The following is a 23,043-nucleotide window of genomic DNA, read 5'->3' as shown; positions in this document are numbered from 1 at the left end:
GCTGTTGAATGTCACGACTTTGGCCCCGGTCGCAGCTGCTTCTCGGGCGAGCGCGCTGGGGTCATCGGAAAGTTCGAACTCGCCTTTGATCAGGAGCACGGGAGGACTGTCTTGAATAATTGGGATGCGCTCGATCGTAATGTTGGCAAAGGCGTCACTGATTGCAGCAATTGCAATGAACAATCCAATAATGACTGAACGCACAAACAAGGTCGCCTCCCCAGACGCCATGGCATGTTATCGCGTTCTCGCAGAACTGCAACGTATGCTTGACGACTTGACCGATTTCTAATGGCGTATATTGCACTTCATGCAATGCGATCCAGCCATTTCTCATATCACTGCGCGTTGCTCTGGCAGCCTTTCCAAAAGCTCTGATGTCCGTTCGTGGAAGCCCAACTTGGCCGGGTGCACATAGAAAGGGAGCGGGCAGGCGCTCCCCGTCTATCTTTCCTCCGCGTCTCAGGCCGGCAGGCAGGCCTTTGCGGCGGACAACAACGCTTCGTCGACCACCCCGAGGAGTCTTCTCCACAGGCGTCGCGCCGTCCTATTAACGCTCTCCTCGCGGGTCGCTGCAACAGCCACGACGACCTTCCATTCCGGGATGCCGCAAGCCTCAGCCAATGCCTTGATCTCGCTCCTGCCGGAAAGCGTGGCGATCAGGTCTAGAAGCGCTTCGGGTTGGCGGCCCAGGTTGATGTCCTCGGCTACCCTGTTCCAATCAATCAAATCCTGCTCAATGGGCTCGTCCGCAAGATCGTAGAGGTAGGCCTCGTCCGGCCCAGGTTCCTCAAACAGGTGCTTTGGCAAACCTAGGGGGCCGTTGTTGACGGCCGATTTGTCGAGAGGATATTTTCCACGAGCCCTGCCGTAACTTGCCCTTAGTGCGGCGCCTGGCGCTGGACGGGCGAGCATTGCCCGCTCTGGAACGCGACCGCCACATTCAACGGGATTCGACAGGGCGATCTTTCGGGTGACGGCGACCTCGTCCAGTGTCTCGCCTTGCTCGTCAACCAGCACGATCGAGGTCAGGTGAGTGGCGATGCCTTCCTTCTCGGCGAGCTGAGCAGCGGTCGCTTCGTCGAGTGTCTGGACGCCGAGCCAGGCGGCATAGGCTGCAGCGGCGGGATGGTCGAAGGTGCCCAGTGTTGGGCTGTCCGAATAGGACAGCACAATGTCCAGGCCGCCAACCGTGCGCGACAGGGCCTCGGTCCTCGACGACCGCATGCGGATGGGCGAGGCAGAGCCACGCATCGTCGCTAGCGCTGCGGCGACGGTGCCCGCAACGTCACCGGGTTCCGGCGTGATAAAGAGCTGTCCGCCGGACACTGCTGCGAGCTGCGCGACCTTGGCATCGAGCGAAGAGCTGCCAATCAGCACAACGGTGAACCGGCTACCTGTCTGTTTGACGAAATCGAAGTCAATCGGATCGTAAGAACGCCCATCGGTGACGAGCAGCACATTGGAGTCTTTGCTGGCGACATTATGCACGGCCTCGCCAATGCGCGTGCCCCCACCTTCCATGGGCAGATGTGGTACGAGGTCGCTCGCTGCGCGACCCTTGGCCCTTCCGCCAGAGGTGGTTCGATTGGAGAACGTCCAGAATTCGAAACTGTCACTGGATCGGATGTCGGAGCCTCTGAGCGCAGTGATCAGACCCTCGCACATAGCAGTCCAATTGGACTTGCCGCCGGAGTGGGACGTCCTCATCGATCCCGAAGCGTCAAGAAGCAGCTTCACGGCAAGGTCCGAGAGGCCGGCCTTGGAAGCCACGAACGTGATCGTCGCATATTCGCCCTGGGCAGTCTTTGCGGTCACAGGGTGAAACGCGGGAATGCCTACTTCGATGTCGATGACATAAGAGGTCTTGACCGACTTTACGTCGGCCAGCGGATGGCCGTTGACGGTGACCTCGCTTGCGCCGTTGACGGTGATGCCTGCGTCGAAAACTTCGCTCCGCGTGACGAGATCGTCGGAGGGCAGAAACGGCGAAGCGCCGTAGACTGCGCCTACGGTGAGTGGAATACGCAATCGGCCCTTGCCGCTGACGATCTGCAAGGGGGCGACGGACACGGTCTCGACGACAATCTCAGCCCCTGGGGCGACATTGCCAACGGATATCATGTGCAATCCGCGCAGCAACTCCTCGTGCAGCACGGCCGCCTTGCCGTCGTCGAGCGCCTTCTCATATGTCGCGCGTGCCTGCTGTTTGGCCTTAGCGATGCCAACGAGCCTGCGGCCGTCGACAATGGCTTTGACCGATACGACCACGGCATCGTAACCGACCGGGAATGTCATTGTCGCCTCGATCGGGATTGTCTCTTCGTTTCTGAAGACACGCTTCTGGGTAACGACTGCCAGTGCAGACACGATCTCTACGTCATAGGTGATGGCTTTGAGTGGTACGGGTGGGGTTCCTCTCTGGACGAAGGCCTGAAGCATTTCTTCGGTCTCGCGGATGGCTGTTCTCATGTCAGTTCTCCTTCCCGGCGCGCGCGGCGCTGTTGCATTTCCTCGACGACGGACTGAATGGCGACGAACAGTTCCTCGACATCAGGCACGGCCTCCGGATCAACCTTGACGACCACACCGGGAGCAACTTCTCGCTCGATAGGGCCGCCGCGCCTTATGGCATCGATCCGTCGCTTTATTGCCTCGAGCGACAGACCTTCCGCCTTCGCTTCGGAATAGACGGCGAGCGCTCTGACGTGCTCGTCGCCATACGAAGCGAATTTCCGCGATCCATCCGGCGCAGGGACGATGCCCTGCGAGATGAGAAAGCGGATATTGCGCTCCGGCGTGCCACTGGCTTCCGCGAGTTCCCTAAGGTTCATCGCCCTATCCAATCAAATCTTTTATGACAGTTCATATGTCATTTAAGGCGACCGTGTTCAAGTTAAAACGACAGTCTTAGTGTCAAATAAACGTATGTATCTGAATTTGCCTGCCTATTTTATGATGCCCAACACGCGCCTTGATTAGGGAAGGGGCTTGACTTCGCGTGGGGCGGGGCGCGCCAGGGTAAGGTGTCGCGCGACGCTGGTGAAGCCAATTCAGACTCTTCAACATTCGGTCGCGCAGTTTTAACCTTTGTCAATTCCTGAAAGAGCAACGCTGTCAAACCGGGTGTAGTTAAGAATTATTTCCATCCACTATGAATAAAGCATAGACGCGAAAACGTAATTCCATTGCGCTCAGAGGTGGAGCGCTTTGGAGGGAAGAACATGTCTCGTCTGGACGCCATCGTCGACATCTCGCATCATCAAAGCGCCGAAATCGACTTCAATGCCTTGAAAGCCGCAGGCATCGTCGCCGTGATGCACAAGGCCACGCAGGGCAGCCATTTCAAGGATTCGAAATACGACCAGAGGCGAGCGGCGGCAGAGCAAGCCGGGCTTCTGTGGGGGGCTTATCACTTCGCCGAAAATCGCGAAGACAGCGGCACCGGCGCCCAGCAGGCGAAATACTTTCTCGATCGGATCGGCGATCCCAAGAATGTGTTCCTGTCACTCGATTTCGAGGGATATCACCACAAGGACAAGCCCGAAGTAGAATTGACCATGTCCGTAGCGGACGCGGAAGATTTCATCGATGCGGTGCATCAGCACCTGGGGCGTTTCCCGTTCTTCTATTCCGGCAGCACCGTCCGCGACATTCTCGGCAACAAGACCAACGCCAAGTTCGCCCAATGCAAACTCTGGGCGGCCGGTTATGTCAACGAACCGAAGCTGAAGATCCAGAGGTCGTGGAACAATTGGACGCTTTGGCAATACACCGACGGAAAGCCGCATCACAACCCGAAACCCATCGACGGTTTTGGTTCCTGGGACCGCTCGGTGTTCGACGGCAGCGAGCAGCAACTGAGAGCGATCTGGGCGAGCTGAAGCTTCTGCATTGCAATTGCGATCTTTGAACGGAGATGAGAAATGCCGAGTGCATTCACGATGAAACTCGCGAAAATCGCGGAAGAGCAATTCCAGACATATCACCTGCACAGCGAGGGGGATGACACCCTCGCACCTCAAATCAGGCGTTATTGGATAGATTTGGGATACCATTTCCCAGGCGTCCAGGAGCAGTGGTCCGCGGTGTTCGTTTCGTGGAACCTCTTGAAGGCGGGAGCGACCAAACACGATTTCAAATTTGCCGAACGGCACGCCATCTTCATGAACTGGGCGATCCACAATGCCGACCAAGATACAGGTTCATTTCGTGGCCACCCGATCGAGATCTACTCGCCTCAGCTCGGCGATATTGTCGTGGACAATCAGCCCGGCCATTCCTACGATTTTGCATACGCCCGTCAGCACGACGACTATCACTCGCACTCCGCGATCGTGATTGAACGCGGTCACGACCACACCGGAGAGTACATCCTGACGGTGGGCGGCAATGAAGGCGATTCAGTCCGCGAGAAGATCATCTATTTGAAGAACGGGTTAATCCCCCAGCGTAACCACTTGCCATTCATAGGCATTATCGAAGATCGCATGTGAGCACTGCCCCACGGCGAGGAATGACGACCGCGCGGTATTGGCGATCCCTCGTCCGTGGTCCGAGGGAAGTCGGCGAGTTGGGCAAACGGGCAACAAACCGTCCTTGCCGATTTTCGGGTTATTGTCTGGGTCGACCGTTGCCGCTGCGATTCTGCCCCGATCAAAGGCGCTACACCCACGCCCGGGAAAACTTTGCATCTGAAGCGGCAAAGAGTTCGGCGGTATTCTCCCCCGCCAATGGGATCTCAACCGAACTCCACCTCAACCGCGTCTCCCTATCAGCCACGCACGCTTTTGCACTGCGTCATTTTCGCCTTTCCACGGAACCGATCAGCCGATTCGCGGCTTAACCCGGCGAGCCCCAGGGGCGCTGTTTTGCTTTTTGAGCCTCGCCGGCATGCCGGCAGCGCGGGCCAGAGCCGGAAAATTGACGACGTCGAACAACGCGAGGGATGACCGAGCGATGCCAAAACTTCGAAATCTTGCGGTGTTCGGTCTGCTGAGCATCGGCGCCTGCGCCACGCCGCCCGATACGTCCCACCTGATCAAGGAAGACAAGACCGTGCATCAGGCCCGCAAGGTCATGGTCGGCATGAGCGAGGCGGATGTGAGGATGTGCGCCGGCTTTCCGACCATGGGGGTCGCCGTCTCCAAGAACGAGAAGATCTGGACCTATCAGCGCAGTTATTCGCGCGGCAGCCTCAATGTCGGCATGACCACGCTGGGCGTCGGTCCGATTCCTGGTGTCACCGGGGCGACCGCCACCGGCGCCGAGGGGTTCTGCAACACGCAGGTGCGCTTCGTCGACGGCAAGGTTGTGCAGATCGATTTCGCCGGCGACAACAATACGAGCACCCATATCAACGGGCTCTGCGTCAGCACTGTCGACGCTTGCGTCGCCGATGCGCTGGGTAGCCGCGCGCCGGTCCAGCCGAAGCCGTGAATGGCTAGGTGGGCTCGGCAGCTTATTGCGGCAAGCAGCTGATCGATTGGAAATTGCCTTCGGAATTCTGGATGGTGATGTCGAAGCCGTGGCGGCCGTTGCCGGCATCGGTCAGGACCGTGCTGGCGATCTTGTTGCCGCCGGCAGAAATGCCGCCCAGCGGGCCGCCCCAATCGATCGTGCCTTGGTCGGAGACCGAATAGGAATAGTCTCCCTCGTATTTGCCGTCAAAGGCTGGGCCGCGATAGACCTTGCCGGCGATCTGGATGGTGCCGAGGAATGAATTGTCGATCGTGCAGCCGTAGTCTCCGTCCTGCAGTGTCCCCGCCACAGCGTTGCCGGCGATTCCCGCAATCGCAACCGCCAGCGCAAAATGTGTTGCTCGCATGAATGTCCTCCTGACGCTTGTGTCTCAGACTAAGACGGACCAGAGGAGGGAAACATGCGCCGGACATCTCGCCTGTCTTCGAACTCGTCCGAGCTGGCCGCCGGACCTCTTGCGACTAACGGCGCTGTGCGGTAATTTGCGCAGATGAAGTTGATACGGCTCGCATTTGTGCTTGCGCTCGCCGTTCCTGCTGTGGCGGCGCGGGCGGGTAATCCGTGCGGCATGTCACCGGATGACTGGTGCACGAAGCCAAGCGACGGCATTTGCGGAACGCACCTCAACGAAGCCGATTGCCGCGCCGACAAGAGATGTGTGGCGGTGCGCTATTCAGGTGAATCCGTCGTGGCCTGTCAGTGGGACGCGCGCGGTTTCGCCGGCAACTGCCCGGCGGTGGGATGCCGGGCGCAATAGGGAGGCTGCCATGCGCAGAGCACTTGTGATTATCGATGTCCAGAAGGGTGTTCTCGGCAGCCATGCGCCGGAGCGCAAGCCGGCGATCGACGCCGCCTATGATCATGTGGTCGGCAGGCTTGCCGATCTCAAGGACAAGGCACGCGCCGCCGGCATTCCGGTCATCGTCGTCCAGCATGACGATCCGGCGGGGTCGAGCATTGCAGTGGGGACGACGGGCTGGGAACTGAGGCCGGAGATCGCGCCGGTCGACGGAGAGGTTCTCGTCAACAAGCGTTCCAGCGACAGCTTTTTCGACACCGATCTCGACCAGAGGCTCAGGGAGCGCGCGGTCACCCATCTGGTGATCGGTGGGTGCGCCACCCAGTTCTGCGTCGATACTACGGCGCGGCGCGCAGTTACCCTGGGTTATGACGTTACGTTAGTGTCTGATGGACACATGACGGCCGATCGGGGCGGCCTGTCTTTCGAACAGATCATCGCCCATCACAACGAGACGCTCGACGGTTTTGATGCGGGCGAGCACATGGTCGACGTCAAGGCGTCATACACCATCGCGTTCTAGGCCCTGGCGCTGTCACGTTCGCGCAATATTGCAGGATTAGTCCTCCCTCCTATAATGATCGTGTCATAATGGGGGGAAATCCGTGGAAACATTGAAGCTTAGCGTCTCGCCGCGTTTTCTGCCGCTGACGTTCTCTCTCGTCGTGACGGTCATCCTCGGGGCGCTGCTGCTCACGGGCGAGGCCTCCTATACGGTCGTGATCGCGCCCTTCCTGATCTTCGCGGCGCTCGCCGCCGTCGGCCTGCACGACATCACCCAGACCAAGCGGGCGGTGTTGCGCAACTATCCGATCGCAGGCCATACCCGCTACATCATGGAAGATCTGAGGCCGAAAATCCGGCAATATTTCTTCGAGGGCGAGAAGGACGGCCGGCCGTTTCCGCGCGACAAGCGGTCGCTCGCCTATCAGCGCGCCAAGGGCCAGCTCGACAAGCGCCCGTTCGGCACCGAATATGATGTCTATGAGCCGCGCTATGAATGGATTTCGCATTCGCTGGCGCCGACCCGGCTCGCCAACCACAATTTCCGCATCACCGTCGGCGGGCCGGATTGCAAGAAACCTTATAGCGCTTCGGTGTTGAACATTTCGGCAATGAGCTTCGGCTCGCTGTCTGCCAATGCCATCCGCTCGCTCAACCACGGTGCCAAGCTCGGCGGCTTTGCCCATGATACGGGCGAGGGCGGTCTATCGCCCTATCACCGCGAGCATGGTGGCGATATTACCTGGGAGATTGGTTCGGGCTACTTTGGCTGTCGCCATCCCGACGGCTCTTTCTCGCCGGAGCGGTTTGCCGAGACGGCGACGCTCGACCAGGTGAAGATGATCGAGATCAAGCTCAGCCAGGGCGCCAAGCCCGGCCATGGCGGCGTGTTGCCGAAGGCCAAGATCACCGAGGAGATTTCGAAGATCCGCGGCATTCCGATGGATCGGGATTGCATTTCGCCGGCCTCGCATTCGGCCTTTTCGACGCCGCTCGAAATGATGGCCTTCATCCGCCAGCTCAGGGCGCTTTCCGGCGGCAAGCCGGTGGGCTTCAAGTTCTGCGTTGGCCATGCGCATGAATTCCTGGCGATCGTCAAAGCCATGCTGGAAAGCGGCACAACACCGGACTTCATCGTCGTCGACGGCAAGGAAGGCGGCACCGGGGCGGCGCCGCAGGAGTTCATCGATCATATCGGCATGCCGCTGCGCGAAGGGTTGACCTTCGTCCACAATGCGCTGATTGGCGCAGGCCTGCGCGACAGGATCAAGCTCGGCTGTTCCGGCATGGTGATCTCTGCCTTCGACATTGCCCGGATGATGGCGCTCGGCGCCGATTGGGTGAACATGGCGCGTGGCTTCATGTTCGCGGTCGGCTGCATCCAGAGCCAGTCCTGCCACACGGATATGTGCCCAGTGGGCGTTGCGACGCAGGATCCGCATCGCCAGCGGGCGCTGGTGCCGGCCGACAAGGCGCAGCGCGTGAAACAATTCCACAACAAGACGATGGAAGCGCTGGCTGAAGTGGTCGAAAGCGCCGGCATCAACCACCCCCAGGAATTCGAACTCTTCCATTTCCACAAGCGCATCAATCACAGTCAGGTCACGACCTTCACGCATCTCTACCCGCCGTTGGTGCGGGGTGAATTGCTGAGCGGTACATCTGACGTGCGCTTCAAGATTCCGTGGGAGATCGCCCGCGCCGACAGTTTTGCCGCTGCAACGAACTGAATGTTTCCGCGTTGCCATCCGTATGCCGACATGAAATCGCCAATCATTGGGGTTGACTGGGACTTAACCCTTTCCAAGCCCGCTCGATTGGTGAGAAAATGTCATTTCGGAGAGGAAGGAATCACATGTTGATCCGGTTCGGCGCGTATCTGTTTTTGGTGTTCATTGCTTCGGCGTCCTCGGTATTCGCAGAAACCAAGGTCGTGCCGCAGGACAAGGCGGAAATCCAGCTTTCCTTTGCGCCCTTGGTCAAGCAGACCGCCAACACCGTTGTCAACGTCTTTGCCGACAAGCAGGTGGAGCGACCGTCGCTGACCGGCGATCCCTTCTTTGACGAATTCTTCGGCCAGCAGCTGCCGAACCGTACAGAGAAGCAGAGTTCGCTGGGTTCCGGTGTGATCTTCGACGCATCCGGCCTGGTGATCACCAATTACCATGTGATCGACGGCGCTGATCATATCCGCATCGCGCTCGCGGATGGACGCGAATTCCCGGCCAAGGTCACATTCCAGGATCACAGGCTCGATCTCGCCATCCTGCATATCGAGGCAGGCAAGACAACGTTTGAAGCGATGCCGATCGGCGATTCCGATGCGGTCGATGTCGGCGATCTCGTGCTTGCGATCGGCAATCCGTTTGGCGTCGGCCAGACCGTGACCTCGGGCATCGTCTCCGGACTGGCGCGCAGCAAGATCGGCGAGGGCGATTTCTCCTATTTCATCCAGACTGACGCTTCGATCAATCCGGGCAATTCCGGCGGCGCGCTTATCGACATGAAGGGTGAGCTGATCGGCATCAACACGGCGATTGTGTCGCGCGATGGCGGCTCCAACGGCATCGGCTTTGCCATCCCCGTGAACCTGGTGAAAGTGTTCATCGCCTCTGCCATGGGCGGCCAGCCTGGCTTCATCCGGCCCTATCTCGGCGCCTCCTTCGATGCGGTCACCTCCGATATTGCCGAGTCCCTGGGCCTGAAGATCGCCCGCGGTGCGCTGGTGCAGTCGATCGTGCAGGGCGGCCCGGCGGACAAAGCAGGGCTCAAGGCTGGCGATGTAGTGACGGCGGTCAATGGCCGGCCGGTCGAGCATCCGGATGCGCTCACCTATCGCCTGACAACGGCCGGCATCGGCTCGACGGTAAAGATCACGTTCCTGCGCGACGGCGCGGAGAGCACGGCATCGCTGACCCTTGATCAGGCACCGGAAGGCACGCCCAAGGACGAGCGGCTGATCGACGGCCAGAATCCGTTTGCCGGCGCGCTGGTTGCCAACCTCTCGCCACGTGTCGCCGACGCGCTGGAAATGCCGACCGAGTCGCATGGCGTGGTCATCGAGAGGATCACTGACGGTTCGCCTGCCGCCCGGCTCGGCTTTGCGCCGAAGGACATCATCATCAACATCAACGGCAAGGATGTCACCACGACGGCGATCCTGGCCGAGATCACCCAGGACAGTCCGACAATCTGGCGCGTCGAGATCGAACGCGACGGCCAGAGGATCAGGCAATTCATCCGATGAATGAACTTTTCGCCCCCGCCAGCCAATCTGATCAATCGCGGCCGCTTGCCGACCGCCTGCGACCGAAGACGCTGGCCGAGGTGAGCGGCCAGCCGCATCTGACCGGTCCCGACGGGGCGCTGACCCGGATGATCGAGTCGAAATCGCTCGGCTCGATGATTTTCTGGGGGCCGCCGGGCACCGGCAAGACCACGGTGGCACGGCTCCTGTCCAACGAGACCGAGCTCTATTTCGAGCAGATCTCGGCGGTGTTCTCCGGCGTTGCCGACCTCAAGAAAGTGTTCGAAGCGGCGCGATTGCGTCGTTCCCAGGGCCGGCAGACGCTGCTGTTTGTCGACGAAATCCATCGCTTCAACCGTGCCCAGCAGGATAGTTTCCTGCCGGTCATGGAGGATGGCACGATCGTTCTGGTCGGCGCGACGACGGAAAACCCGTCCTTTGAACTCAATGCCGCGCTGCTCTCACGCGCCCGCGTGCTCACCTTCCAGCCGCATAACGAAGAGAGCCTGTCCGCACTGCTCGATCGTGCGGTTATCGAAATGGGCAAGCCGTTGCCGCTGGATGACGAGGCACGGGCGCTGCTGATCACGCTTGCCGACGGTGACGGGCGCGCAGTGCTCACCCTCGCGGAAGAGGCCTGGCGTGCGGCCCGCGAGAGCGAGGTTTTCGCGCCGGAGCAGCTCCTGCAGGTCGTGCAGCGCCGGGCGCCGATCTATGACAAGGGGCAGGACGGCCACTACAATCTGATCTCGGCGCTGCACAAATCCGTGCGCGGCTCCGATCCCGATGCTGCGCTCTACTATTTCGCCCGGATGATCGACGCGGGCGAGGATCCGCTGTTCCTCGGCCGGCGGCTGGTGCGGATGGCGATCGAGGATATCGGCCTGGCGGACCCGCAGGCGCTGGTCGTCGCCAATGCCGCCAAGGACGCCTACGACTTCCTCGGCTCGCCGGAGGGGGAACTGGCATTTGCCAATGCCGTCGTCTATCTCGCCACGGCGCCCAAGTCGAACGCGGTCTACACTGCCTTCAAGGCGGCGACCCAGGCGGCGAAATTCCATGGCTCGCTCTTGCCGCCCAAGCATATTCTCAACGCGCCGACCAAGCTCATGTCCAATGAAGGCTATGGCGACGGCTATCGCTACGATCATGACGAGCCTGACGCCTTTTCCGGTCAGGATTATTTTCCCGAAAAAATGGGTCGCCGGCAATTCTACAAGCCGCCGGATCGCGGCTTCGAACGGGAGATCAACAAGAGGCTCGCCTACTGGGCCAATCTCCGCAAGGAAAGGAACCGTACGTGAATGTGAGGCCCCAAAGCCTGGTCACCGTCATCGTCCCCTCCAACCGGCCCCTGGCACTCTCCAAGGGACCACTCGAAAGCGCTATCCGTTTCAGCGCCGCCAAGAATTATCGCCTGGTGATATCGGACAATTCGGGCGAGGGTGCGAAGATCGCCTATTTCTCCGATCTGCCGGAGCATGTGACCTATATCACGCCACTTGCCCCGACCGCGATCGAGAACGTACTTGCCTGTTTGGATGAGGCGGAAACCGAATTCATACTGCCGATCGGCGACGACGACTATGTCGAGGCGCTGCCAGGCGAGCCGGATTTCGACTTTGCCTCGCTCGGCGAGGATTTCATCGGGGTCCGGCCGTTGACGCAGGTGTTTGCCGTGGGCGAAGGGGTGCTGCGCACGCATTCCTTCACCATCGACGGTCAGACCGCGGCCGACCGGATGTATGAATATCGCCAGAAGGTCGCCGGCGACAACACGCTCTATTATTCCTACCTTCGCCGCGACGACTTTCAGGAATTGATACGGCTGTTGATCGGCCACCCGATCGTCACCGGCGACATGGACTGGGCCGTGGTCTATTCGCTGGTCTGCAACGGCAAGGTTGCTTTCGACTCTTCTACCTGTTTTCGCTACGATGTCGGCCGCTGGCGCTGGACTGAAGGCATCGAGGCCTCGATCCGCTCCATCTACGAAAAGGCCGGCCTGCCGCCCGAAGCGGTGGCGTTCGAACATCTGTTCCGCTTTCTTGATTGCTATGTGCTGGCTTTCCGGCGGACCCTGCGGCTCTCTGAACTGGACCGGATCAAGTCGCTCTATGCCTCGGTGGTGATCTTCCTCGGGCGAACGCTGCACAAGTCGGAAAACCAGCCGCAGCAATATGTCGGTTTTGAGCGCGAACTCGGCATGATCCGCGCCGTGCTGAAGGAGCCGGACGACTATCTGATCAATGTCTTCGACGTGGCGGCGCGCGTCGCCGACCGGCTGAAGCCGGGCCTCTACGAACAATATGTCCACTGGTTCGCCGCGGTGCAGGGCCAGAGCGACAAGGCCGAATAGGGAGAGTGATGTTGCTGAGCAAGATTTCGGAAGTCGCGTCGCATGGCGGCGTACAAGGTGTTTATTCGCATGCCTCGGAGGCCTGCCGCTGCGACATGACCTTTGCGGTCTTCGCGCCGCCAAGGGCGAAAGACGGTTATCTGCCCGTACTTTGGTATTTGTCGGGCCTCACCTGCACCCATGCCAATGTCATGGAAAAGGGTGAATACCGGCGGCTTGCGGCTGAGCTCGGGCTGATCGTCATCTGCCCGGATACGTCGCCGCGCGGTGACAATATCCCCGACGAGGCCGGCAACTGGCAGATGGGCAAGGGTGCGGGCTTCTATCTCGACGCCACGCAGGCGCCCTGGTCCGAGAATTACCGGATGTACAGCTATGTCAGCGAGGAACTGCCGAAGCTGATCGGCGAGAACTTCAACGCCGACATGGGCCGCCAGGGCATTTTCGGCCATTCCATGGGTGGTCATGGTGCGATGACGATTGCACTCAAGCATCCGGATCGTTTCAGGAGTTGCTCGGCCTTCGCACCGATCGTCCAGCCCTCGACGGCTGATTGGTCGGCTCCGGCCTTGCAGAAATATCTCGGCGCAGACCAGTCGACATGGCGGCAATATGATGCCGTGTCACTGGTCGAGGACGGCGCACGCTTTCCGGAATTCCTGATCGACCAGGGCCTTGCCGACGGCTTCCTGCAGACCGGCCTCAGGCCCTGGCTCTTCGAAGAGGCGGTCGAGGACACGGATATCAAATTGACGCTGCGGAACCACGAACATTACGACCATTCCTACTATTTCATCTCGACCTTCATGGACGATCATTTGAAATGGCATGCGGAGCGGCTGGCGAAATAGAAAAGCCCGAAGCGGGTTTTTCCAATTCTATTCGCCGGACGATAGGTCAGCACTTCTTGTCCATCGTTTCGACGCAGGGTTCATCGGCCGCGGGCTTGGTCGTTTTCGCCTTGAAAACGACCTTGGCCTTGGCTCCATCCTCCACGGTCGGATCGACCTGCTTCGGTTTGCTGACCACGGGCTGCTTCTTGACGATGGTGACCTGCTGTTTGACCGGGGTGACCGTCGTCTTGGAATTGAGGATGGGATCCTGATTAGCGCCGACGACCGGGGCCTGTTTCAACGGGATGACATCCGCTTTCCTGTTGTCGATCGGCACAAGCGTGTCGTCGCCCAGTCGGGTGGAGATGCGAGGTGCATTGGCTGGTATCGGCTGGATGACCGGCTGGCTGAGCTGATATTCGATGCGCAGTCGCGCCACGATCGCCTCGGCGGCGAGATCGGCGGCATCGCGATCGCTGATCGAGAAGCTCGAAACCGTGAAGCTCTTGCCGAAGATCGGCTGGCCCGTCGAGGGATCGGCAAGCGTGACGCTCACCTGCGTTTCGGTGCGCGTGCCGTCATAGCCCGGAATGGTGGTGACGCCCGTGACCGCGACATTCATGATCGCCGGCGCGAGTGCGTCCGGGCGAACGGTATCATGGATGGAGCGGTCGAGGCGCATCTTGATGCCGCGGATCAGGGCCGCCGGGATTCCCGGCTTGGCCGCCACGGTAGCGCCGCGGATGTCATAGACCTGGAGCTCCTCCGGCGCCGGCTTCGGGCGCGTGCCGCAAGCGGTCAAAGCGACCGCGAACATCAGGATGACAAAAGCACGAAGCGGCAGGCCGAACATCACGAATCCCCAGAGAACACTCCTGTTCTAGATTTATCAATTGTGGTTAGTGAAGCCTTAATATGGGGTCACAGCACTAAGAAATCGGAAGAACTTAGCGCAGCGTGGTTTTCGAGCACCGCTATGAGATGCGTCTGCTGAGCCGTGCCCGAACCGTCGCCGTCATAATAAAGCTTGCCGGAGCCCTGCTTGTAGAGAAGCTGCGAGTCGGCATCTAAACTGCCGCCGATCTCAAGCGCCGTTGACGGCAGGTCTCCCTTGACGAAGGCCGTGAATACGGCGGAATCGACGGCGATGTGGTCGGCGCCGGGCTTGAAGTCGACGATCCTGTCGAGGCCTTTGCTCAGATCGTTGAAGACGAAGGTGTCGTTGCCGCCGCCGCCGGTCAGTTGATCCCGGCCCAGACCACCGACCAGCCAGTCGCCGCCGGCCTTTCCCGAGATCGTATCGCGGCCGCCATAACCGAATATACGGTCGCGACCCGACGTGCCGGTCAACGTGTTGCTGCTGTCGTTTGCGCCGTAGCGGCTGAGGCCGAAGGACATGTGGTTGATGTCGAGGCTGCCTTGGCCACCGACAATCTCGGCGCCGAGTTCGAAGCCGGTGACATAATCGCTTTCGGAGACGTAACCTCGGTTGATCAGGTCGGTGAGAATATCGCGCACATTGATCGTGGCGTCAGGAATGTCGGTTTGCGGCACGAGGGCGAGATAGCGCCAGTTCACGTCATTGCTGCTAAAGTTCTCGTATTTGACGAGATCAAAGGTAATGCCATTATGCTCGTACGTACCGACGATAGCGCTATTTCCTGTAGCCTGGTCTGTGCCAAAGTCATCCGGGCCGCCTCGATGCGTCCAGATCATCAGCTCTGTGTTGATGGTATTCTGTTTTCCCAGGGGCGTGTTGGTTAACCACAAATCATATGCAACGTCGAAGTCATTCGTGCTGCCGTTGATCGCCAGATCATGGGTGAGGTTGAATGTCCGGATATCGCTGATCTTGGCGCTGAGCGTGCTGGTGCCGGTACCGGATGCATCCCAGGGCTTGTAGCCAACGCTGACTTCCGGATAGGCGAGTACCTTCTGACCGACAGCGCCCCAATCCCAGCTCATGTGAATGCCGCTGCTGAGATTGCTCGTATCGTCGATTGTTATAGTCTGTGAATGGGACCGGCCGTCATTGCCCCAGTCGTTGTTGACGACAATGTAGTCGCCCTGCTGGTCGCTTTTTTCAAAATGTCCAGACAACACTTTTGAAGTCATTTGAACGCCAGTCCCACACTTKAAATACGAAAGTAGAACTGGCGTCTTATTTTGGAATATCAGAAAAAGTCAAATTTTACATCACAACGTGTTAAACAGCGCCGCGGCCGCCTGCATTTCCAGCCATCTTGTCTCGCGGCGGGCACGCGCTTCAGCATCCTCGCCCCATTGTGAGATATTCCAGTCCTCGTCGACATGCGCCGCCTTCCAGGCCTCGGAGGCGGTCAGGCGGCCTGCGGCGAAGGCGAGCGCAAGCAATGCCGAGCCGGTGAGCGTAGTGATCGTATGCAGCGCGGCGAGCTTGAGCGCGGTGCGATGCTTGTCGAGCGCGCCCGCATAGGCTTCGATCGCCGTCCGCGGCTGCTCCTGATGCACAATACCCTCGGCGAGGATGAAGCGGGCACCAATTGCCTCCGCCGCCCAGGCGAGGACCGGGTCCCAATGCATGGCCTGCACCTCGACCAGTGATGCCGGCCCACCGGCGCGATAGCAGAGGAGATCGGTGCCGGCGAACTTCACCACATCGTCGAAGACCGCGTCGATCTCATTCTCGATGCCGTCGATCGCGGTATTGGCCATCCGGGTGACCGGCATGGTCGCAGGATTGATCTCGTTGACCTGGTCGCGCCATTCCGAGGCGATCAGATCGGCTGCGGCGCGTGTCGGCACTGTCAACTGCCGCTTTCCAGGTGTCTTGACCGTGCGTCCATCGAGGCGGATGGCAAAACCGTCGTCGGCCTCGGTGACCGAGACTTCCTCATAAAAGCGCTTCGGCAGCGGCTGGCGCATCTGGATCTGCGCACGGCGCACCGGATCGGCGTCGGAGAGCGGCGGGATGGAAAGTTCGGAAAATATGTCTCGCATGGTCGACCTCAGATTTGGGCGAGGATATCGGCGGGTCTGTGGACGATCGCATCTGCGCCGGCGGCCAGCAGATCGTCGACACCGCCATAGCCCCAGGATACGCCGATCGCCCGTGCGCCGGCCGCCTTTGCCATCATCATATCGTAAACCGCATCGCCGATGACAACCGTATCAGCCGGATCGATGCCGGTTTCGCGGCAGCATTCGAGCACCATGGCCGGATGGGGTTTGGAGGGGCAATCGTCGGCGGTACGGCTGACGAAGAAATATTTTTGGAAACCGTGGGTCTCGACGATCAGGTCGAGGCCGCGGCGTGACTTGCCGGTGACGGCGCCCAGCAACAGTTCCTCGCGGGTGACAAGCGTGGCCATCACATCGGCGATACCGTCGAACAGCGGCTCCTCGAAACCGGGTTCGGCGCGTACGGTGCCGAAGATCGACTTATAGTGGGCGGTTATGCCCGCGACGCGCTGATCGACATGGTCCTGCCCCATGAGGCGGGCGATGGCGGAGTCCAGGGATATGCCGATGATGGATTTGGTCGCGGCGTAGTCCGGTTGCGGCATGTCGTGGTGAACGAAGGTGCGGACCATCACCTCGTGGATCAGCTTGCCACTGTCGACCAGCGTGCCATCGCAATCGAAGAGGGCGAGTTTCAAGAGCAGTCCTGCCTTTCAAGGATTTGACGGTTGAGTGCGATCAGCACGCAAAGCCCGTGCCCCTCACTACCCATTCTCAAAGTCCCCGCCGCTTTCCTCGTCGAAGCCCAAGAGATTCCAGCTCTGCACCATGTGCGGCGGCAGCGGCGCGGTCACCCTCAGCCTGCCTCCATCAGGATGCGGGATGTCGATGAAGCGGGCATGCAGATGCAACCGGTTCTGCATGCCGCCCGGAAAGGTCCAGCTCTGCTCGGCCTCGAAATATTTTGGATCGCCAATGATCGGATGGCCGATATGGGCGGCGTGGACGCGCAATTGATGGGTACGGCCCGTATAGGGCTGCATTTCCAGCCAGGCGAGGTTCTGGGCCGCTTGCTCGATCACCCGAAAATATGAAACGGCATGGTCGGCGCCGTCCTCGCCATGCTTGGCAACGCGTACCCGATCGCCGTCCGGCGTCTGTTCTTTGACCAGCCAAGTCGAGATCTTGTCTTCGGCCGGGCGTGGCACGCCTTTCACCAGCGCCCAGTAGACCTTGTGCGTGTCGCGTTCGCGGAACGCGCCGGTCAGTGCTTGCGCTGCGCCACGCGTGCGTGCCACGACCAGCACGCCGGATGTTTCGCGGTCCAGGCGGTGGCAGAGGCGGGGCTTTTCGCCCTTGGGGCTGGTCCAGGCTTCCAGCATCTTGTCTATATTGCGATGGACCCCAGAACCGCCCTGCACCGGCAGGCCTGCCGGCTTGTCGAGGACGATAACTTTCTTGTCTTCGTAAAGCACCATGCGCGACAAGAGTTCGTGATCGCTCGAATGCGAGAGCTCCTTGCCGGACAGCGGCTTGTCGCTTTGCTTCTCGTCGATATTCATCGGGGGGATGCGGATCGTCTGGCCGGACTGGACGCGACTGTCGGATTTGGCGCGGCCGCCGTCGATGCGGATCTGGCCCGAACGCAGCAGTTTTTGCAGCGGACCGAAGCCGAGCCCCGGGTAATGCACCTTGAACCAGCGGTCGAGCCGCATGCCAGCTTCGTCGCCGTCGACTTGTTTGTGTTCTACGCCTGCCATATCGCCTTCCTGTACAGCCTATGAAAGGCTCTGGGGCAGGCTTTAGAGCAAAGCGCGCATCATTGCCAGTCCCGCGAAAACCGCAAACAGCGACACCAGCATGCTAAGCGCAACATAGGTCAGCGCCAATGCCAGATTGCCATTGTCGATCAGCGTCGCGACGTCGAGCGAAAAGGCCGAGAAGGTGGTGAAGCCACCGAGAAAGCCGGTGATGATAAAGAGCCGCCATTCCAAGGGTGCGCTGAAGCGCCGGCCGATCAGTTCGGCGAAAATGCCGATGGCCAGCGAACCGACGACATTGACGGCCAGTGTGCCCCAGGGAAAACCCGTGCCGAGCAGGCGGGCGGAATACATGCCGGTGAGATAGCGGGCGACGGAGCCGATGGCACCGCCGATAGCGACAAGGACGATGTTAAGCATGCCTGAGGCTTTGCATAGAAGACTATGCCGGTCAAGCCGGACCGCACTCTGCGTCAGCCGACCGCTTTCGCCCGCCGGCAGAGTCTTTCCATGGTTTCGAGGAAGGCGGACCGGTCGCGCTGGGAGAAGGCGGCGTTGTAGCCCTTGCTTTCGCCGGTCTCGCGCAGATGCTGGCCGAGATCGCGCATCGCCGATGCCATGCCGATGTTGGACGGGTCGAAAATCCGGCCGGTCGGACCGGTCACATGCGCGCCCCTGGCGACGCAGCGCGAGGCCAGTGGCACGTCCGCTGTGACGACGATATCGTTTTCAGCGCAATTCTCGGCGATCCAATTGTCGGCCGCATCGAAGCCGGCGGAGACGATGACATTGCGAACCATGGGATCGCGCGACGGTCTGAGCCCGCTATTGGCGACGAAGGTCACGCGCAGGCCGTGCCGCTCCGCCACTTTGAGGATTTCCGCCTTGACCGGGCAGGCATCGGCGTCGACATAGATTTCGTTTGTGGGTGCGTCAGACATCGAGATGAATTCCCAAAAGAAAAACGGAGCAGGGTCACTGCTCCGTTGGCAAACTTAGGCGGCATGTTGGCAGGTGGCAATTGCCGCCGAGCGGCAAGCTCAGTTCGGCAGCCAGTTTTCCGACGAGGCTTTCTTCGAACCAGCATAGGTCCAGACGCCCTGCCAGGTGCCGTCAGGCTGCAGGAAATACATTGCCATGCCGAACGAATTGCCGGAGATGTAGCCGACGGAGATCGCGGTGTCGTCCGGGCTCGCGGGACCCATTTCGAAACGATTGCCGTTGAATTTGGCGCCAAGGCCGGTGCCGGCGAATTGCTGACCGCCGATGTTCCACGCCACCGCATAGGTTTCGCCCTCGCGAACCACCTTCACCGTGCCGGTATACTGCTGGCCATTGTCGGGATTGACGCCCTGCACCTTGAAGGTGCCGGTCGGGTCCGCCCATGCCAGGGCGGGCGCCAGAGCCAGAAGGCCGGCGGCGATGATCGTACGAATGCGCATGATGTTCTCCCGTTTGTCTCGGACGACAGCCGATCCCGCGTCCGAGGTTTTGATACATCGTCTTGTCGACCTGCGTAAGACGGATCAGACTGACCTTTCTTGGGGAGATTCTTGCGTTTCGCCGGAAAAATCTTACGCGGATGGTGTCTTCGACGGCCAAAGGCGGATTTATGCCGGGATCGCAGGTGGTTAGGATCAGTTCTTCGGGCCGACTTGTTGCGGCTCGGGTGCCGACTTCTGCCGATTGATCGACTTGACCGTCGTCAGGGTCTGGTTTTCGACCTTGGTGACCGGCTTGTGATCGCGCGGCGTCCAGTCCTCGGTGGAGATGCGTCGCCAGCCATTATAGGCCCAGGTGCCATGCCATGTGCCATCAGGCTGTTCGAAATAGGTGACAATGCCATGGTCGTCGCCCGATTCGTAGGAGACGGACAAGCCGACATCGCCATCGTTGGCAGGGCCGAGCACTGCCCGGCCATCGACCAGCCTGATACCGATGCCAATGCCGGAAATCGTGTCATCGCCGATCTTCCAGACGACGCTGTAGGTCTCGCCGGTGCGGGTCACGGTCGCAGTTCCTTTGTAGGTGTCGCCGCTATCGGGGTTCAGACCTGTCAGGTCATAGGTACCCGCAGGATCGGCAATGGCTGACGCAGGAAGGGCAAGCGCAAGCAGGGCGACAGCAACGGTTGGCAGGCGCATCGAATCTCTCCGATCGGACGAACTGGGGTGAGGGCGGCAGATGGCGGCATCCTAGGCCGATCCATTTTACACCATGTTAACAGGCGCTGCTAACGGTCTCTCCAGACGGGCATGACATCCCCGAGTTCGGCTGTGGCCGCATAGACGGCACGGGCTATGGCGCGCGCCATGGTCGCTGCGGCCGCGGCCGAGAGGTCGATCGCGCCAGCCGGGTCGGGCGTGCGCTTGGAAGCGCCCGTCGACAATGCAAAGATCAGATCGCCATCCATCGGGGTATGCGACGGCCAGATCGCCCGGGCAAAGCCATCATGGGCTGCGACCGCCAGCCGCTTCGCCTCGGCCTTGGTCAGCACCGCGTCGGTGGCGATCACCGCGATCGTGGTATTGGCCTCTTTCGGCTGGCCGAGATTGAGCTTGGTACGGATCGCCCGCGCCTCGTCCGACGGGACGGAAGGCAGGCCAAGGCCGCCGAATTCGTCGCCGATCTCGTGGACAGCGGCGCGGAAGCGGCGGTCTTCGCCCCAGGTAACGCTGCCGAGCGCGTTGACGGCGACAATCGCGCCCACCGTCGTGCCATCGGCAAGCACGGTTGAGGCCGAACCCAGCCCGCCTTTCAGCCCGGCCGTCAGTGCGCCAGTACCAGCGCCGTGGCTGCCGAGCGAAAAGGTCTCGGCAGCCGAAAGCGCCGCCGCGTGGCCCATCTCGCGATAGGGTGGATAGCGGCCCCAATCCTTGTCACCGCCATTGATCAGGTCGAAGAGGATCGCGGCCGGCACGATCGGCACACGCACCGGCCCGACGGCAAAGCCGCGGCCCATCTCCCGAAGCGCCGCCTGCACGCCCGAGGCGGCGTCGAGCCCGAAGGCCGAGCCACCGGAAAGCACGATGGCATCGATGGCCTGCACAGTGTTGTGCGGTTCAAGCAGATCTGTCTCACGCGTCCCCGGCGCCCCGCCCATGACATGCACGGCACCGACGGCGGGCCGGTCGGCGATAACAACGGTGACGCCGGACTTCAGCCGCCGATCCTCGACATTGCCGACGCGCAGGCCGACGACATCGGTGATCAGATTCTTGGGTCCGGTCCTCATGATCATTGCCATCGTCTGCATCGCGCCGGTTTTGCGGTGGAAGTTGGAATAGAAATATTGACGAGCAGCTACTGCGTCACCGTCGGTGCGACGAATTCCGCGCCATTCCACTCCAGGAGCACGAAAGGATTGGTGGCCAGTTCATGCGCCTTGGTGAAGCTGATCTCGCCGATGACTGTCTGAAACGGTGTGTCCACCAGCGCCTGGACGAGCGACGCGCCGCTGCCGGCGGCGATCTCGTTGGCGTCGAGCGCGACGGTGACCGCCGCATAGGCCGGCAACGTATAGCCGTCGGCAGTCTTGCCGTCCTTGGCGAGCGCATCGACCACCGGCTTGGCGGAGGCAAGCGTCTGGTCGTCCGGCAGGGTCACGGCAAGCACGCCCTTTTCGAGTGGCAGGTTCTGGTCGGCGGCGTTGAGTGCATCACCGCCAAGGAAGATCAGGTTAAGCCCGGCCTCGTGCGCATCATGGGCCATCACCGCCATATCGCTGCGGTCGGCGGCGGCGAAGACACGGGTGACGCCGGCCTTGGCAAGCCGCCGCACGAGCAATGTCTGCATTTCCTGTGCCGGACTGAAATTGTCGACCAGGGTGGCCTTCATGCCTTTCTGTTCAAGCGCTTCGCGCACCGTTTCCGCCGTCTCGCGGCTGGTGATCGTGCCGTCGTCAAGGATGGCGAAAGGCTCGTTCTTCCAGTTCTGGAAGATCGCCTCTATCAGTTTTCCCCGCTCGGCTGATGGTCCGGGGGCAAGGCGGAAGAACGGCCAGCCTTTCTTGAGCGAGTCTTCCATCAGGATGGAGGCGCGCACGGAGAGCGAAATCGCAGGGATATTCGCCTGGGTGAGCAGCGGCAGGCCGCCTTCGAGCGATTGCGAGCAGAGGAAGCCGATGGCGATCGTGGCACCCGAGAGGCGGATCTTGGCCGCCACGTCCGGTCCGGAATTGTCGGCGCAAGTCTCATCGATCAGGACGAGTTCGGCCTTGTCCTTTGCCGCAAGCGTCGCCCCGGCAATCACCTGGCGGCCGAGGATTTCGAGATTGCCAGACTGCGGCGCCACGACGGCAATCTTCGGGCCTGCGGCGAAAGCGGGCAGCGGCAGGGCCAGCGAGGCGGCGAATAAGAGAGCGGCGAGTTTCGGCATGGGCGCAGTTCCGGATTTCATCCCTTTGTAACCCCGGGACGGGCTTCCGCAAGGCGAAAGGCCGGCCGGCGTTAAAAATAACCGTTGATTTGTCGGCTCCGGCTTTCGAAATTCTCAATCCTTCTCCTATATAGGGAAATCATGTTGAAGCGAAACCTGGCGGAACTGTCGGTGGCCGACGGCAAACTCTATCGCGATGCCATGGCGCGCTATGCGGGCCATGTGCAACTGGTCACGACTGCATTCAACGGCCAAAGGCGCGGCGTGGCGGTCACGGCTGCTTGCTCCGTGTCGGACAGCCCGCCGACCGTGCTCGTCTGCCTGAACCACGGCAATGAGAAGAACAAGATTTTTTTCGACAGCGGCATCTTCGCGCTCAATTCGCTGTCGTCGCACCATCAGGTGCTGAGCCACGCCTTTTCCGGGCTGGAAAAACTCTCGACCGACGAACGCTTCGCCAAGGGCAACTGGGACACGCTGGTGACCGGTGCGCCGGCGCTCGCCGACGCTATCGCTACCTATGACTGCCGAATCGTCAAGCTGATCCCGCATGCGACGCATACGATCATGATCGGCGAGGTGGCCGCATTGAGGATGGGCGGCAATCACCCGGCGCTGGTTTATCTGGACCGGTCGTATCAGGCGCTCTGACGCGATCTCAGCGGCATGCCGGTAATACCAAGTGTCGATGATATGAACCTATTGCGTGACCCGGAAACGGTCATCCGGGTAGGAAAATACCG

Annotated in this window: 24 protein-coding genes and 1 pseudogene; 10 read left to right on the top strand and 15 right to left on the bottom strand. The window is 60.6% G+C overall.

Features of this window, described 5'->3' with window-relative positions; translation table 11 throughout:
• The 3 genes and pseudogenes from AC1D06_RS35575 to AC1D06_RS35565 all read right to left on the bottom strand — a co-directional run.
• Nucleotides 1-204, bottom strand: a pseudogene (locus AC1D06_RS35575) (hypothetical protein); the annotation flags it as partial.
• A 258-nt stretch (nt 205-462) separates the two neighbouring features.
• On the bottom strand, nt 463-2,472 hold the full coding sequence (locus tag AC1D06_RS35570; protein WP_477990432.1) for a VIT domain-containing protein: 2,010 nt from the start codon (nt 2,470-2,472) through the stop codon (nt 463-465).
• Nucleotides 2,469-2,834, bottom strand: a complete 366-nt coding sequence (locus tag AC1D06_RS35565) for a helix-turn-helix domain-containing protein (RefSeq protein WP_477990431.1) — start codon at nt 2,832-2,834, stop codon at nt 2,469-2,471. Before AC1D06_RS35565 ends, AC1D06_RS35570 begins: the two co-directional genes overlap by 4 nt.
• Nucleotides 2,835-3,224: 390 nt before the next feature.
• Here AC1D06_RS35565 and AC1D06_RS35560 point away from each other — a divergent pair, with 390 nt between their 5' ends.
• The 3 genes from AC1D06_RS35560 to AC1D06_RS35550 all read left to right on the top strand — a co-directional run bounded on the left by AC1D06_RS35560 (nt 3,225) and on the right by AC1D06_RS35550 (nt 5,439).
• Nucleotides 3,225-3,884: a glycoside hydrolase family 25 protein gene (locus AC1D06_RS35560; protein WP_477990430.1), complete on the top strand. Its 660-nt coding sequence runs from the start codon at nt 3,225-3,227 to the stop codon at nt 3,882-3,884.
• Between the two features lie 42 nt (nt 3,885-3,926).
• Nucleotides 3,927-4,496 carry a DUF2272 domain-containing protein gene (locus tag AC1D06_RS35555; protein ID WP_477990429.1) on the top strand — a complete coding sequence of 190 codons (570 nt, stop codon included), beginning with the start codon at nt 3,927-3,929 and terminating at the stop codon, nt 4,494-4,496.
• Nucleotides 4,497-4,959: 463 nt separating this feature from the next.
• Nucleotides 4,960-5,439, top strand: coding sequence for a hypothetical protein (locus AC1D06_RS35550; protein ID WP_477876597.1), 480 nt, complete (start codon nt 4,960-4,962; stop codon nt 5,437-5,439).
• A gap of 22 nt (nt 5,440-5,461) precedes the next feature.
• Here AC1D06_RS35550 and AC1D06_RS35545 read toward each other — a convergent pair whose 3' ends face one another.
• Nucleotides 5,462-5,827 (bottom strand): hypothetical protein, encoded by a 366-nt coding sequence (locus AC1D06_RS35545; protein ID WP_477990428.1) that lies wholly within the window; start codon nt 5,825-5,827, stop codon nt 5,462-5,464.
• 421 nt (nt 5,828-6,248) lie between these two features.
• Here AC1D06_RS35545 and AC1D06_RS35540 point away from each other — a divergent pair, with 421 nt between their 5' ends.
• The 6 genes from AC1D06_RS35540 (at nt 6,249) to fghA (ending at nt 13,241) form a co-directional block, all read left to right on the top strand.
• On the top strand, nt 6,249-6,803 hold the full coding sequence (locus tag AC1D06_RS35540) for a cysteine hydrolase family protein (RefSeq protein WP_477990427.1): 555 nt from the start codon (nt 6,249-6,251) through the stop codon (nt 6,801-6,803).
• Nucleotides 6,804-6,885: 82 nt separating this feature from the next.
• Nucleotides 6,886-8,514, top strand: coding sequence for an FMN-binding glutamate synthase family protein (locus AC1D06_RS35535; protein WP_477990426.1), 1,629 nt, complete (start codon nt 6,886-6,888; stop codon nt 8,512-8,514).
• 125 nt (nt 8,515-8,639) lie between these two features.
• The gene (locus AC1D06_RS35530) at nt 8,640-10,031 is read left to right on the top strand and encodes a DegQ family serine endoprotease (protein WP_477990425.1); all 1,392 of its coding nucleotides are present in this window, start codon (nt 8,640-8,642) and stop codon (nt 10,029-10,031) included.
• Nucleotides 10,028-11,335, top strand: coding sequence for a replication-associated recombination protein A (locus tag AC1D06_RS35525; protein WP_477990424.1), 1,308 nt, complete (start codon nt 10,028-10,030; stop codon nt 11,333-11,335). Before AC1D06_RS35530 ends, AC1D06_RS35525 begins: the two co-directional genes overlap by 4 nt.
• On the top strand, nt 11,332-12,390 hold the full coding sequence (locus tag AC1D06_RS35520) for a hypothetical protein (RefSeq protein ID WP_477990423.1): 1,059 nt from the start codon (nt 11,332-11,334) through the stop codon (nt 12,388-12,390). Before AC1D06_RS35525 ends, AC1D06_RS35520 begins: the two co-directional genes overlap by 4 nt.
• A 14-nt stretch (nt 12,391-12,404) precedes the next feature.
• Nucleotides 12,405-13,241 carry an S-formylglutathione hydrolase gene (gene fghA, locus AC1D06_RS35515; RefSeq protein ID WP_477876738.1) on the top strand — a complete coding sequence of 279 codons (837 nt, stop codon included), beginning with the start codon at nt 12,405-12,407 and terminating at the stop codon, nt 13,239-13,241.
• A 46-nt stretch (nt 13,242-13,287) separates the two neighbouring features.
• On the opposite strand, the gene AC1D06_RS35510 is transcribed toward fghA, so the two are convergent.
• The 11 genes from AC1D06_RS35510 to AC1D06_RS35460 form a co-directional block, all read right to left on the bottom strand.
• A complete protein-coding gene (locus tag AC1D06_RS35510; protein ID WP_477876590.1) occupies nt 13,288-14,076 on the bottom strand; it encodes a hypothetical protein in 789 nt (262 codons plus the stop codon).
• Between the two features lie 68 nt (nt 14,077-14,144).
• Nucleotides 14,145-15,338, bottom strand: a complete 1,194-nt coding sequence (locus tag AC1D06_RS35505) for a GH12 family glycosyl hydrolase domain-containing protein (RefSeq protein ID WP_477990422.1) — start codon at nt 15,336-15,338, stop codon at nt 14,145-14,147.
• 81 nt (nt 15,339-15,419) lie between these two features.
• A complete protein-coding gene (locus AC1D06_RS35500) occupies nt 15,420-16,202 on the bottom strand; it encodes an ATP12 family chaperone protein (RefSeq protein WP_477990421.1) in 783 nt (260 codons plus the stop codon).
• 8 nt (nt 16,203-16,210) lie between these two features.
• The gene (locus AC1D06_RS35495) at nt 16,211-16,861 is read right to left on the bottom strand and encodes an HAD-IA family hydrolase (RefSeq protein ID WP_477990420.1); all 651 of its coding nucleotides are present in this window, start codon (nt 16,859-16,861) and stop codon (nt 16,211-16,213) included.
• Nucleotides 16,862-16,927: 66 nt separating this feature from the next.
• On the bottom strand, nt 16,928-17,923 hold the full coding sequence (locus AC1D06_RS35490) for an RluA family pseudouridine synthase (protein WP_477990419.1): 996 nt from the start codon (nt 17,921-17,923) through the stop codon (nt 16,928-16,930).
• A gap of 42 nt (nt 17,924-17,965) precedes the next feature.
• Complete coding sequence (gene crcB, locus AC1D06_RS35485) at nt 17,966-18,343, bottom strand: fluoride efflux transporter CrcB (RefSeq protein ID WP_477876585.1); 378 nt, start codon at nt 18,341-18,343, stop codon at nt 17,966-17,968.
• A gap of 53 nt (nt 18,344-18,396) precedes the next feature.
• Complete coding sequence (locus AC1D06_RS35480; RefSeq protein WP_477876584.1) at nt 18,397-18,864, bottom strand: YaiI/YqxD family protein; 468 nt, start codon at nt 18,862-18,864, stop codon at nt 18,397-18,399.
• Between the two features lie 99 nt (nt 18,865-18,963).
• Nucleotides 18,964-19,365, bottom strand: a complete 402-nt coding sequence (locus AC1D06_RS35475) for a hypothetical protein (RefSeq protein WP_477876583.1) — start codon at nt 19,363-19,365, stop codon at nt 18,964-18,966.
• Between the two features lie 195 nt (nt 19,366-19,560).
• Nucleotides 19,561-20,067, bottom strand: coding sequence for a hypothetical protein (locus AC1D06_RS35470; RefSeq protein ID WP_477876582.1), 507 nt, complete (start codon nt 20,065-20,067; stop codon nt 19,561-19,563).
• An 89-nt stretch (nt 20,068-20,156) separates the two neighbouring features.
• Nucleotides 20,157-21,158 (bottom strand): P1 family peptidase, encoded by a 1,002-nt coding sequence (locus tag AC1D06_RS35465; protein ID WP_477990418.1) that lies wholly within the window; start codon nt 21,156-21,158, stop codon nt 20,157-20,159.
• Between the two features lie 68 nt (nt 21,159-21,226).
• On the bottom strand, nt 21,227-22,300 hold the full coding sequence (locus AC1D06_RS35460) for a branched-chain amino acid ABC transporter substrate-binding protein (protein WP_477990417.1): 1,074 nt from the start codon (nt 22,298-22,300) through the stop codon (nt 21,227-21,229).
• A 141-nt stretch (nt 22,301-22,441) separates the two neighbouring features.
• Between AC1D06_RS35460 and AC1D06_RS35455 the strand changes: the two genes are divergently transcribed.
• Nucleotides 22,442-22,951 carry a flavin reductase gene (locus AC1D06_RS35455; RefSeq protein WP_477876579.1) on the top strand — a complete coding sequence of 170 codons (510 nt, stop codon included), beginning with the start codon at nt 22,442-22,444 and terminating at the stop codon, nt 22,949-22,951.
• Nucleotides 22,952-23,043 lie beyond the last annotated feature (92 nt).

It is taken from the genome of Rhizobium sp. P2_G2 (assembly GCF_056403555.1).
The sequence above is the reverse complement of the archived record's forward strand: the minus strand, read 5'-3'. Positions and strand labels throughout refer to the sequence as shown.